This window comes from Thiothrix eikelboomii, assembly GCF_900167255.1.
Taxonomy (GTDB): Bacteria; Pseudomonadota; Gammaproteobacteria; order Thiotrichales; family Thiotrichaceae; genus Thiolinea; species Thiolinea eikelboomii.
On record NZ_FUYB01000006.1, the window covers coordinates 1 to 13,032 of the forward strand.

At 46.2% G+C, this 13,032-nt stretch carries 12 protein-coding genes; 1 reads left to right on the forward strand and 11 read right to left on the reverse strand.

All coding sequences use genetic code 11. The annotated features are described in order from the left end of the window. Positions 1–148: 148 nt before the first annotated feature. The 7 genes from msrA to phoB form a co-directional block, all read right to left on the reverse strand. The gene (msrA, locus tag B5D50_RS08315; protein WP_078922141.1) at positions 149–685 is read right to left on the reverse strand and encodes a peptide-methionine (S)-S-oxide reductase MsrA; all 537 of its coding nucleotides are present in this window, start codon (positions 683–685) and stop codon (positions 149–151) included. After that, positions 675–1,136: a peptide-methionine (R)-S-oxide reductase MsrB gene (gene msrB / locus B5D50_RS08320; protein WP_078922142.1), complete on the reverse strand. Its 462-nt coding sequence runs from the start codon at positions 1,134–1,136 to the stop codon at positions 675–677. Before msrB ends, msrA begins: the two co-directional genes overlap by 11 nt. A gap of 92 nt (positions 1,137–1,228) precedes the next feature. After that, the gene (locus B5D50_RS08325) at positions 1,229–2,854 is read right to left on the reverse strand and encodes a GMC family oxidoreductase (protein WP_078922143.1); all 1,626 of its coding nucleotides are present in this window, start codon (positions 2,852–2,854) and stop codon (positions 1,229–1,231) included. Between the two features lie 2 nt (positions 2,855–2,856). Further along, on the reverse strand, positions 2,857–4,227 hold the full coding sequence (locus B5D50_RS08330; RefSeq protein ID WP_078922144.1) for a glutamine synthetase family protein: 1,371 nt from the start codon (positions 4,225–4,227) through the stop codon (positions 2,857–2,859). Between the two features lie 88 nt (positions 4,228–4,315). Continuing rightward, positions 4,316–5,572: a YihY/virulence factor BrkB family protein gene (locus tag B5D50_RS08335; protein WP_078922145.1), complete on the reverse strand. Its 1,257-nt coding sequence runs from the start codon at positions 5,570–5,572 to the stop codon at positions 4,316–4,318. 36 nt (positions 5,573–5,608) lie between these two features. Continuing rightward, the gene (phoR, locus tag B5D50_RS08340) at positions 5,609–6,910 is read right to left on the reverse strand and encodes a phosphate regulon sensor histidine kinase PhoR (protein WP_078922146.1); all 1,302 of its coding nucleotides are present in this window, start codon (positions 6,908–6,910) and stop codon (positions 5,609–5,611) included. Beyond that, a complete protein-coding gene (phoB, locus tag B5D50_RS08345; protein WP_078922147.1) occupies positions 6,900–7,601 on the reverse strand; it encodes a phosphate regulon transcriptional regulator PhoB in 702 nt (233 codons plus the stop codon). Before phoB ends, phoR begins: the two co-directional genes overlap by 11 nt. Before the next feature lie 162 nt (positions 7,602–7,763). Between phoB and B5D50_RS08350 the strand changes: the two genes are divergently transcribed. After that, on the forward strand, positions 7,764–8,528 hold the full coding sequence (locus tag B5D50_RS08350; RefSeq protein WP_078922148.1) for an HAD family hydrolase: 765 nt from the start codon (positions 7,764–7,766) through the stop codon (positions 8,526–8,528). 18 nt (positions 8,529–8,546) lie between these two features. Here the strand turns inward: B5D50_RS08350 and glpK are convergent, their stop codons facing one another. From glpK to B5D50_RS08370, 4 genes are all read right to left on the reverse strand, one after another. Then, the gene (gene glpK, locus B5D50_RS08355; protein WP_078922149.1) at positions 8,547–10,043 is read right to left on the reverse strand and encodes a glycerol kinase GlpK; all 1,497 of its coding nucleotides are present in this window, start codon (positions 10,041–10,043) and stop codon (positions 8,547–8,549) included. A 116-nt stretch (positions 10,044–10,159) separates the two neighbouring features. Then, the gene (locus B5D50_RS08360; protein WP_200807063.1) at positions 10,160–11,872 is read right to left on the reverse strand and encodes an ABC transporter substrate-binding protein; all 1,713 of its coding nucleotides are present in this window, start codon (positions 11,870–11,872) and stop codon (positions 10,160–10,162) included. 25 nt (positions 11,873–11,897) lie between these two features. After that, positions 11,898–12,176, reverse strand: a complete 279-nt coding sequence (locus tag B5D50_RS08365; RefSeq protein WP_078922150.1) for a DUF2160 domain-containing protein — start codon at positions 12,174–12,176, stop codon at positions 11,898–11,900. A gap of 11 nt (positions 12,177–12,187) precedes the next feature. Further along, positions 12,188–13,030, reverse strand: a complete 843-nt coding sequence (locus tag B5D50_RS08370; protein ID WP_078922151.1) for a carbohydrate ABC transporter permease — start codon at positions 13,028–13,030, stop codon at positions 12,188–12,190. Positions 13,031–13,032 lie beyond the last annotated feature (2 nt).

The window sequence follows — 13,032 nt, forward strand, 5'->3', positions numbered from 1 at the left end:
AATCAAGCACTTACAGAGGCCCTTAGCAGGAAATGTGCTGTATAAAAAGTTTGCATGAGAAAAAATTAAGCATTGCATAAAATTCACTCAAAATAATAGCTGAACTAAACAGTTTGTAACTAGAGTTTAAACACACCCTCGTTAAGGGTCAAGCAAGATATTGCTTAAGCAAAGCCCGTGCTTTACTCAATTTCGGATTAATCACCGCTTGGCAATAACCTGCGCTTGGATTCGTGCGGTAATAATTTTGATGATAATCCTCTGCAGGATAAAAAGTCTCAGCAGGCGTAATTTGCGTCACAATCGGCGCATCAAAATTTGCCTGCATTTCTTCGACTACTGCTTGAGCCGTTGCTTGTTGCTCGGGGCTATGAGTAAAAATGACACTGCGATATTGCGTACCCCGATCTGCACCTTGGCGGTTTAAACTGGTCGGATCATGGGTTGCTAAATGAATCCGCACCAAGTCGGCGTAACTGATCTGAGTGGGATCAAATTGGATTTGCACCAGCTCTGCATGCCCAGTCTTACCCGTGCAGACACTACGATAATCAGGATTGGGCAAATGTCCACCACTATAGCCACTCACCACTTGTTCGATACCCTGCAATTCTTGGAAGATCGCTTCCGTACACCAAAAGCAGCCACCGCCAAAGCTAGCTGTTTCTAAGGGGCTAGTTGTCATTTTGAGCATCCTTCAGTTTTTTCAAAGCGACCGCATTCATACAATAACGCAAACCACTCGGCGGTGGGCCATCGGGAAATACATGGCCTAAATGAGCCTCACAGGTATTGCAGAGGGTTTCGACACGGAACATCCCATAGGAACGATCCGCATGATAGGCAAGGGCATTTTCTTTAAGAGGTTGAGTGAAAGAGGGCCAACCGCTGCCAGATTCAAATTTCTGACTAGCATCAAACAACAGACTGCCACAGCAAATACAAGCATATAAACCCGGCTCGAATAAACTACACAATTCTGAGCTAAACGCCCGCTCAGTACCATGCTGACGAGTGATTTGATATTGCTCAGGGCTCAGTTGCGCCCGCCATTCCTGATCGGTTTTGCTCACCACGCGATCAGGAGGCAAATTACCTTTTTGACTCAGATGAAGCACTTGTTTCCAATCCAACATGCCTATTCTCCTTTAAGGCTGCTACGCTTGCCTAGCTTGTCAGTTCAGCGAGTTGCCTGCAAATAGGCCGAATAAGTGTCAGCTTATGCATATCAAGCTGCAGCCAAAATCATTCGTGCACCTTTTTCACCAATCATCATGCTCGGCGCAGAGGTATTCCCACTGATTAATTTAGGCATGATGGAGGCATCTATCACCCGCAAATTCTGCATGCCTTTAACTTTTAAATCATACGGATTCACGACAGCCAGAGCATCTACCCCCATTTTACAAGTACCGACTGGATGGAAAACGGTACTCGCGGTTTGCCGTAAATACGCAAGGATTTCCTCATCTGATTGCAGACGCGAGGTCGGGGCCATTTCTTCACCCCGCACCGTATCGAACACGGGGGAGGCAAGGATTTCACGCGCTTTTTTCACGGCTTCAATCAAAACCTTTTGATCTGCAGCGGCGGAGAAAAAATTATGGTCGATCAGTAGATTTTTAAAACGGCCATCGTTTGCGAGTTTCACACGACCTTTACTTTCGGGGCGTAAGACGCAAGTAAATAAGGAATAACCATGCCCCATTTCCAATTTGCGCCCGCGATAACTACGAAAAATCGGCGTGAAATGGAATTGCACATCAGGGTCAGCCGCAGGGCTGCCAAGCGGGGCGGCTTCCGCATAGCGAGTTTTGGCAAAGCCACCCGCTTCGACATAATTAGTCGTCCACCAGCCTTTGCGCTTTAAACCATACTGAAAAGGGGCGGGCAAAATATGGGGGAACACACTTGCCCAAGAAACACCAATTGACACCGGTTGAGGCGAGCGCACTGTAACCATACTATCAATATGATCTTGTAGATTTTCACCCACACCGGGTAGATGCTGTTTGCATTCTAGACCGAGGGCTTTTAACTCGTCTTGATCCCCTATCCCCGACGCTAACAGAATCCGAGGCGAGGCAATCGCCCCCGCACTTAAAATGACTTCACGAGTGCATTGCAAGCTACTGTGCACGCCATCGCGCTCAAGCTCGACCCCTGTCACCCGATCTTGGGTAATCTGCAATTTGAAGACTTCGGTATTGGTTAATATCGTTAAATTCGGGCGTTGTTGAATCGGTTCAATAAAGGCCGTATAACTGCTGACACGCACCCCTTGATTTTGTGTAACCTGATAAATACCTAAACCTAGCTGTGATTCGCCATTAAAGTCGGTATTTTCCGGTAGCTTCGCCGCTGCTCCGGCTTGCACAAAACGCCGCGCTAGCTCGTTAATATCTTGAGGGTTGACCACATTCAGTTCACCCGTAAAACCATGATAGGCAGGGTCTTGCCCTGCTAAATTACGTTCTAAGTCTTTAAAAATAGGTAGAACTTCTTGATAAGACCAGCCTTCACAGCCTAAAGCGGCCCAGCCATCATAATCATGTTGATTGCCACGAATATAAACCATGCTATTAATCGAGCTAGACCCCCCCAAACCTTTACCACGATTGACAGTAATTACGCGGTTATTCAACTGCTTTTGGGGTACACCCTGATAGGTATAGTCATATTTCTTATTACCGTATAAGCCAAAAATCCCTGCGGGGATTTTTACCCATAAACTTTTATCACTGCCGCCTGCTTCGATTAAGCAGACGGATACTTTAGGATTGGCACTCAGTCGATTGGCGACGACACAGCCTGCTGCCCCTGCACCGACAATAATATAATCATAGTGCTGCATACCTAAGCCCTCTCAAAGCCACGCCATAATTCCCAATTGGTCACGCGCCGATCATATTCAAATTGCTCCCACTGTCCGGTATGCAAATAGTGCTCAATCACCGCATCGCCCATCGCCGCTCGCAGCATCGCGGAGTGATCGAGTTTTTCTAAAGCCGCCCTTAGCGTGGTGGGGATGGTACGGACATGGTTAGCTGCATAGGCATCACCACGAAATTCAGGCTCAAGCTCCAACTGACGTTCAATGCCATCCAAACCTGCAGCAATTTGGGCGGCGAGCGCTAAATAAGGATTCAAATCCGCTCCGCCGACACGACATTCAATCCGAAGAGCTTGACTATGCTCACCACATAAACGATAGCCAGCAGTCCGATTGTCGCGGCTCCAAATGGCTTTAGTGGGCGCAAACGTGCCGGCTTGAAAGCGTTTGTAGGAGTTAATCCAAGGCGCGAGGAAATAGGTGAGTGCATCGGCATGAGCGAGTAAGCCTGCCAGATAATGACGCATCAAGGTAGACATGCCATTGGGGGCTTGCGGATCAAAAAATAGGGCAGTCTGGCCATCGAGACTCCACAAGGACTGATGGATATGCGCAGAGCTACCGGCTGCACTGTAATCCCATTTTGCCATGAAAGTGACCGCTTTACCTTGGCTCCAGGCGATTTCCTTACAAGCTGTTTTCACGATGGAATGATAGTCCGCAGTGGTGAGTGCATCAGCGTATTGAATATTGATTTCTTCTTGCCCAGCAGAGGCCTCACCTTTAGAACACTCGACCGGAATGCCCGCTCCAAATAAGCCATTACGAATGGCACGCAACACGGACTCTTCTTTACTGGTTTGCAGGATGTGATAATCCTGATTATAGGCGCTGGCTAATTTTAGATGTTGATAGCCTGCTGCATGTGCCTCTGCATAGCTTTGATTAAACAGAAAAAATTCTAATTCAGTCGCCATCATGGGTTGCATACCCAAGTCAGCTAAACGGGCGATTTGTTTTTTGAGCATGGCACGCGGCGAATGCGCTACGGGTTCATGGGTAGCATGATCGAGTACATCACAAAGCACTAAGGCCGTGCCTGCTAACCAAGGTAACGGGCGGAGGGTCGTTAAATCGGGCTTCATCACATAATCGCCATAACCCGCTTGCCAACTGGTGGCGGCATAGCCATCCACGGTATGCATATCCATATCCGTCGCCAGTAGATAATTACAAGCATGCGTTTCTTTCACCGCCTGTTTGATAAAGTAATCGGCATGAAAGCGCTTACCCATCAGGCGTCCTTGCATATCGACTTGGCAAGCAATAACCGTATCTATTTGGCCTGCGGCATAAGCTTGTTGGAGTTCATCGAGTGTGAATTTAGCCGTCATAGTGGATTCCTTGTGCTGCGTAGAGGCTGAGCAGTAAGCGGCCAACCTAAACTTGCAATGAAGCATGAAATCCAGTTGAAATCAATGGCTAAGTGCTGGCTTGTGTCGGTGGTTCAGCCGTGCGTTGCTCTAATAATTGCGTAATGGTCAGCTCAGCTTGTTGATGCAAACGCTCTAAGCCTTGCTCGCCTAGACCCGTGGCTTGGCGAATCTGTTGAGCTTGCTTTTGCTGCAAGTGATCACCTTGCCAAAGGGACTGACGAATATAGTGTACGGTGAGCAAATCAGGGGATACACGCAGTAAATAGCGGGGTTGTTTACCAGTTTCTTGGCTGAGAATACCGTAGCGAATTAAATCCTCTAAAGTTTTATTAATTAATAACCGCGAAATAGGAATTTGTGCTCTTAATTCTTCTAAGCTTAAAGGTGGGCGGCCTTGGGTAAACCCGAGGGCAATTTCGCGTAAGACAGCAGCAGCGAGTAGCTCACGACTTTCTAAGCTTAAATTATCGGCTTGCCCTACTTGAAAAACAGCTTCAGGGTATTGGAAATAATAAGCCAAGCGCGCACCTAATAATACAATAATCCAACCGATATACATCCAGAGCATAAATAAAAATAAACCCGCAAATACAGAGTAAATAGCCGTTTGCGGTCCAGAGTTCACGACAAAGGCAGCAAATAGCCAACCTCCTGTTTGCCATGCAACCCCTGCAATCATCCCTGCCCCTAAAGCGGGTAGAAATTTAACGCGGGTATTAGGAATAAAAATATAAATAAAAGTGAAAACAGCAACCACTAATAACACAGGAATGAGTTGTAATAAACTATTCCAGCTCGAATGGCTCGATAACTGTTTAGCAATCGCTGTATGGCTTAATGAACTCATTAAACCAAACATAGTGAATAATATAATCGGAGCCACCATAATGACACTGATGTATTTACTAAATTGCTTATGTAAGGAGCGATTTGTAGGTAATTGCCACAGATGATTAAAGGCATTTTCAATCTGTTGCATCATCATTAATACGGTATAGAGCAGAGTGACTAAACCGACCACGCCTAAAGCACCGACTTGAATATTATCGACAAAACCCAGCACTTGCTTAGTGACTTCTTCAGCTTTCGTCCCGAGGGGAGCCATAAACTGTAATAATAAAGGTTCAAGCTGATTGTGAACCCCAAATCCCTTGAGCACGGAAAAGCTTAAGGCTAACAAGGGTGTAATAGAGAGTAAGGTTGTATACACCAAGCCCATTGCACGCAGGGTGATTTCACCATTGATTAACTCTCGTAAGAGCGTGGCAGGTAAGCGAGTCCAGAATTTGAGGGTATTAGTCATGCCTGCAGTATAGCAGCGTGCTTTGTAAATGCTCGGCTATTTTCGTAGAGCGCGTGTACTTGGGAAGCAAGCGGTAAAGCGGGTACAGCCTGCTTTGCTGGTGATGTCTAAGTTGCCACCGTGATTAAGCATCACATGTTTAACAATGGCTAAGCCTAAGCCCGTGCCACCTTTATCGCGTGCACGGCCTTTATCCACTCGATAGAAACGTTCTGTTAAATGGCTAATATGTTGTGCTGGAATACCAGACCCATTATCTTCAACGCTCAAACAGACTTGTCCATTCGCTCGCTGCTGCCAATCCAGCTGAATATGGGTTCCAGGCGGTGTATGCCGAATCGCATTATCTGTGAGATTAGTCAGCACACTCAGTAAATCAGGCTCATGGCCTAGCAAATAAAGGTTTGGATCGAAGTTTAAACTTAAAGTATGGGAGTCGGCAGCTAACGTATCACCTAAAGAAAGAGCAATTTCATGCAGTAACTCAGGGACATTAATTTCAGTTTCAATCATCCGGCGTTGTTCATCATTTTCTAATTTAGATAAAGACAACATATCACTGATAATGCGCTGCATTCGCTCGGCTTGAGCACGGGCTTGTTGTACGGCTGGTAATAAATGCTCAGGCAATGCAGTCTCATCTTCGAATAATTCTAAATAACCGGCTAATACCGTTAAAGGCGTGCGTAATTCATGAGAGGCATTCGCAAAAAAAGCTTTGCGGGTTTGTTGTAAATGAACACCTTGGCTAATATCACGCACATTAAATAAAAATAGATTTTTCTGCACCGCGACTAAATGTGCTTGTAGAATAATTTGCTCATCCAGTGGCGAAAGCAGGCGGATTTTTTTATCCGTCTCACCTGCAGCTAACAGTGCATGGAGTTCAGGTGAGCGAATTAAATTATCTAACCGATTACCCCAATCTAATTCAATTTGAATCCCTAACAGGCGAGCCGCTGCAGGATTTGACCATTGAATAATAAAGTCTTGGTTAATTAGCACGGTCGCATCGGGTAAGGCGGCCATCACATTATTTAAGCGATCTAAAGTTTCGCGCTGCTTTTTTTTACGTGATTTGCTTTTTTGTTTGCTGCGATGGATCAGATAAGTGATTTGCTCCCAAGCACCATCACTATCGGGCATCGCTTCTGGTGGTTGACCCGTGGCTAGCCAAGTTTGTAACTGCCTTAGCTTAAACAGCATCCAAGCAATATAGCCCAAGCTGACCACTAAAAAACTCAAGAGCCAATAACCTGTCGCATAAGCGATGATGAGGCTAAGCACGAGCATGGCTATTAGGCGGCGGATTTCCACCTGCCAATAGTCATAGCTCATGAAAGGCTTCCTCGGTAAAACGATAGCCGGCACCGCGCACGGTATGAATGCAGTGATCCGCTTCTTGTAGTTTTAGGGCTTTGCGTAAACGCAAAATATGTACATCCACGGTGCGTTCTTCGATATACGTATTTTGCCCCCAAATAAAATCGAGGAGTTGGGCGCGTGAATAGACTCGCCCCGGATGCTTCATAAAGAACTCCAGCAGCTTATATTCGGTAATCCCTAGATGAATCGCTTGGCCATGAATGGTGAGTTGATGAGCATCTAAATCGAGATTAATTGGCCCCATCGTTAATACCTTGCGTGCACTAAAACCTTCAGAGCGGCGCAACAAAGCCTTAATGCGGGCGGTGAGGGTTTTTAAAGACACCGGTTTGGCTAAATAGTCATCCGCACCGACCTCAAGGCCATGAATCATATCCTCTTCTTCAGAGCGTGCCGTGAGCATGACGATAGGAATATCGCGGGTCACTTCATCTTTACGGAAACGCCGAATCAGCTCAGGCCCAGACAAATCGGGCAACATCCAATCAATTAACATGAGGTCAGGGGTTTGATTCGCAACCAATTCACGCGCTACATAGGCATTTTCGGCCTCCATCACGGTATAGCCTTCACGTTCTAAACTAAAGCGAATCATTTGTCGAATCGCTGCTTCATCTTCGACACAGAGGATTTGTTTTTTCATGACCTTCTACCTTTAGTGGCTTCGGCGCATCCTAGCATGACAAATATTTCAGATTGATTACAAGGCGGCAGATAATACCTCGTTAATTTTAAGACTTATCTCTTGAGATGAATAACACCACGCCACAAACACGCTTATCCTAAGCCAATGGAGGCGCTGAGTATGACACAATTAAAAGCTTTATTATGGGATGTTGACGGGACATTGGCCGATACGGAGGAGCACGGGCATCGTGTTGCTTTCAATCAAGCCTTTGCTGAAATCGGTTTAGAGTGGCATTGGGATGTGCAACTGTATGGTGAGTTGCTCCAAGTGACTGGGGGCAAAGAGCGGATTCAATTTTTCATAGACCATTATGCAACACCATTCATCAAGCCCAAGGATTTAAAAGACTTTATCGCTAAGCTGCATCAGCGCAAAACGCATTTCTATTTAGAGCGACTGCAACAAGGACAGATTCCTTTACGCTGTGGTGTGCAACGCTTAATTCAAGAAGCACGGGCTGCAGGTTTGCGCCTAGCGATTGTTACCACGACTACACCGGAGAATGTGAGCTATTTATTAGCAGCCACTTTGGGGGCTGAGGCGCTGCAGTGGTTTGATTGCATTGCAGCGGGCGATATAGTGCCAAAGAAAAAACCTGCACCGGATATTTACACCTATGCTTTAGCGCAATTAAAGCTTCAGCCTGAAGAGTGCCTAGCCCTAGAAGATTCCGACAATGGCTTAAAATCCGCACATGCTGCCGGAGTACCAACATTGGTGACGGTGAATGAATACACTAAAACCCAAGATTTTAGTCAAGCCTTGTTGGTGCTGGATCACTTGGGTGAGCCAGACCAAGGCATAACGGTGTTACAGGGTGAGGCTGGTGTCAGGCAGTATGTGGATGTTCCATTATTAAGGCAATTGCTGGCTAATCGTTAGGTTTGTCGCGCCCTCTGATCAAGCTAAACTGCTCCGTGTCCGCCGCACGGCATCTAACCAACCTGCATATTTTTGTTCGCGGGTTGCTTGGTTCATTGTGGGTGTGAAACGTTGATCCAAGGCCCATTCTTTGGCAAATTGCTCGGGTGCTGGGCAGATACCTTGTTGTAAGCCCGCTAAATAAGCAGCCCCCGTGGCAGTTGATTCTAAGATTTGAGGGCGATCTACTGGACTGTCCAAAATATCCGCTAAAAACTGCATGGCCCACGTGGAAGCGGTCATCCCGCCATCGACCCGCAGTACGGTCTTGGTTTCTTTTAAACCTGCACTATCTGCCTGCATCGCTTGTAATAAATCACGAGTTTGATAGCCAATACTTTCTAAGGTGGCTTTGGAAATTTCAGCCGGACCGGTATTGCGAGTTAAGCCGTATAAAGCCCCGCGTGCCTCTGGATCCCAATAGGGTGCCCCTAAACCGACAAAGGCAGGGACTAAATACACGGTTTGATTCGGGTCAGCCGCTTCAGCCAAAGCTTGAGTATCACTGGCTTTTTGGATGATTTTTAAGCCGTCACGCAGCCATTGTACCGCTGCCCCAGCGATGAAAATTGAGCCTTCTAAGGCATAGGTTCGCTGGCCATTGAGTTGATACGCCAAGGTGGTGAGTAAGTTATTATGCGAGTTAACCGCATGCGCTCCGGTATTTAACAGTGCAAAACAACCCGTGCCATAGGTTGATTTCATCATCCCTGCTTGGAAACAAGCCTGCCCGACTACAGCAGCATGTTGATCACCCGCCACGCCTGAAATCGGCAGGGCTGCACCTAAAATCGCGGGGTCAGTGATGCCAAAATCGGCGGCACAGTCTTTGACTTCAGGTAATAAACTCGCCGGAATCTCTAAGAGTTTTAATAGCTCGGCATCCCATTGTCCGGTATGAATATTAAATAGCATCGTGCGGCTAGCATTGGTCGCGTCAGTGGCATGGACTTTGCCGCCCGTTAACTGCCAAATCAACCAAGTATCAATAGTACCCATGCGCAGTTGACCCGCTTCGGCTTGAGCACGTGCACCTTCAACATGATTTAAAATCCAGCGGACTTCTGTGCCACTAAAATAAGGGTCCGCCCGTAAGCCCGTTTTTTGTTGAATCAGTGCTTCACTGCCATTTTTTTTGAGTTCTTGACAGTAATCAGCGGTACGGCGGTCTTGCCACACAATGGCATTATAAATGGCTTTACCTGTGTCTTTATCCCAAACAACAACAGTTTCACGCTGGTTAGTAATACCAATCGCACTCATATCCGCTGCCTCAAGCTGAGCTTTAGCAAGCGCCGCTTTCAGTGTGCTGAGGGTGGTTTGCCATAAATCTTCGGGGTCATGCTCCACCCAACCCGATTGTGGAAAGTATTGTGGAAATTCTTGTTGAGCCAACGCAATGACTTGCAATCGCTCATTAAAGACCATGCTACGGGTGGAGGTTGTGCCTTGATCAATTGCAATTAAATAGGCCATAGCGAGTTCCTTTGAGGATGAGAAACCCCCCTCCCAAATCTCTCCTTAACAAGGGAAAAAGCAAACGCCTCCCCTGAGCAGGGGAGGCTGGGAGGGGTTAATCTTTATAGCTTAAATCAGCTTTTAGTCCAAGATTTTACTAACTCATCATAGTTAATGGTTTCGGGTTGAGGCTTTTCATTGTCTAATTTAGGCTTAGGTGCACCGGGGGCATCGAGCCATTCTTTCGGGTCTTTGGCCTCATTCATTTTTGGCCCAATTTCACCTTGCACCCCGCTTTTTTCCAAACGTTCCAAGACTTTTTCTTGGGCTTCACATAAAGCATCTAAGGCTTGTTGAGGTGTTTTTTCGCCGGATGAAGCATCGCCAATATTTTGCCACCATAATTGGGCAAGTTTTGGATAATCAGGAACGTTAGTACCGGTTGGCGACCATTGAACCCGTGCTGGTGAACGATAGAATTCCACTAAGCCGCCCAATTTCGGAGCGCGCTCCGTGAAGCTCTTATCATTAATCGTCGATTCACGAATAAAGGTCAGGCCGACATGCGATTTTTTCACATCCACGGTTTTAGAAGTGACGAATTGCGCATAGAGCCAAGCCGCTTTTGCCCGATCAGTCGGGGTGGATTTCATGATCGTCCAAGAACCCGCATCTTGATAACCGACTTTCATGCCTTCTTCCCAATAAGCACCATGAGGTGAGGGGGCCATCCGCCATTTGGGAGTGCCATCTGCATTCACGACGGGTAAACCGTCTTTGACCATATCGGCCGTGAAAGCGGTGTACCAGAACATTTGCTGTGCTACTTCACCTTGAGCAGGAACAGGGCCCGCCTCAGAGAACACCATACCAGCGGCAGCGGGTGGGGCATATTTCTTCAACCAATCCACATATTTGGTAATTGCATACACTGCAGAAGGGTCATTGGTTGCCCCACCGCGTGCCATACAAGAGCCGACCGGTTGGGATTTTTCATTTACCCGAATCCCCCATTCATCCACAGGTAAACCATTCGGCTCACCCTTATCACCCATCCCCGCCATTGACATCCACGCATCAGTAAAGCGCCAACCTAAAGAGGGATCTTTTTTACCATAGTCCATGTGTCCATAGACTTTTTTGCCATCAATCTCCCGCCCTGTGAAAAACTCAGCAATATCTTCATAAGCCGACCAATTCACTGGAACACCTAGGTCATAGCCATATTTTGCTTTAAAATCAGCCTTGTTTTTTTCATCACTAAACCAATCTTGGCGAAACCAATACAAGTTAGCGAATTGTTGATCCGGCAATTGATACAGCTTTTTATCAGGTCCTGTAGTAAAGCTTAAGCCGATAAAGTCTTTTAAATCCAAACCCGGATTTGTCACCTCCTTACCTTCACCTTCCATCCAGTCGGTCAGATTACGGGCTTGCTGATAACGCCAATGCGTACCAATTAAGTCTGAGTCATTAATAAAGGCATCATAAATATTCTTACCCGATTGCATTTGGGTTTGCAGCTTTTCAACCACATCGCCTTCGCCAATTAAATCATGAGTAACTTTAATTCCGGTGATTTCGCTAAAAGCTTTAGCTAAAGTTTTAGATTCATATTCGTGAGTGGTGATGGTCTCGGAAACAACATTGATTTCCATCCCTTTTAAAGGCTCAGCAGCTTTAATAAACCACTCTAGTTCTTTTAATTGATCTTCTTTAGACAAGGATGATGGTTGGAATTCACTATCAATCCATTTTTTTGCAGCATCAACATCTGCCACCGCAATTTGCCCATAACTAAATAGCAGGGCAGTGGTTATTGCAAATGTTAGTCTTTTGATTTTCATACAAGCTCCTCCTCAGTTAAGAATGCTATACCCAGCGAAATACCGCTAAGGCATATACGATACACACTAATACTGCCCACCATAAAGGTGAGCCAAAAGCGGCTAACCAACCCAAGCAAATGAAAGCACTCCCCAATAGGGAAATAAATAGCCGATCACCGGGGGTCGTTTCAATCTGTAAAATCCCTAGGCGGGGGGCTTGTGGGGATTTTACACTCCAAATTCCCATGCCAATTAAGGTCAAGGCAATCAGGCTAAAAAACAAAGCAGTTTGCCAAGTCCAAGCCATCCAACTTAAATCCATCTTGACCTCCTTTACACTCGACCTAGGGCAAAACCCTTGGCGATATAATTACGCACAAACCAAATCACTAAAGCCCCCGGAATAATGGTTAAGATTCCCGCTGCGGCGAGTACCCCCCAATCCATACCTGAGGCTGAGACCGTGCGGGTCATTGTCGCTGCGATAGGTTTGGCAGCGACTGAGGTTAAGGTACGTGCGAGTAATAATTCCACCCATGAAAACATAAAGCAGAAAAAGGCCGTGACCCCAATGCCTGAAGCAATTAAGGGCATAAAAATACGGGTGAAAAAGCGACCAAAGCTATAACCATCAATATATGCGGTTTCATCAATTTCTTTAGGTACACCCGACATAAATCCTTCCAAAATCCAAACAGCGAGTGGCACATTAAATAAGCAATGTGCTAAAGCCACCCCAATATGCGTATCGAATAGCCCAACTGAGCTATATAATTGGAAAAATGGCAGGGCGAAAACAGCCGGTGGTGCCATACGATTGGTTAATAACCAAAAGAATAAATGCTTATCCCCCAGAAACCGATAGCGTGAAAAGGCATAAGCCGCTGGTAAGGCGACTGTAATCGAAATTACGGTATTCATTAGTACATAGGTAATCGAATTAATATAACCCGAATACCAACTCGGATCAGTGAAGATAGTAATATAGTTTTTAAAAGTTAAGTCTTGTGGCCATAAGCTAAAGGTCGATAGAATTTCTTCATTGGTTTTTAAACTCATATTGAGCAACCAATAAATCGGTAGCAATAAAAACACCAGATATAAAGTCATCACGACGCCTTGACGAGTCAGGCGAGAACGCTTAGGTGAGCTGGATTTAGCCATAGTCGCATTCATCG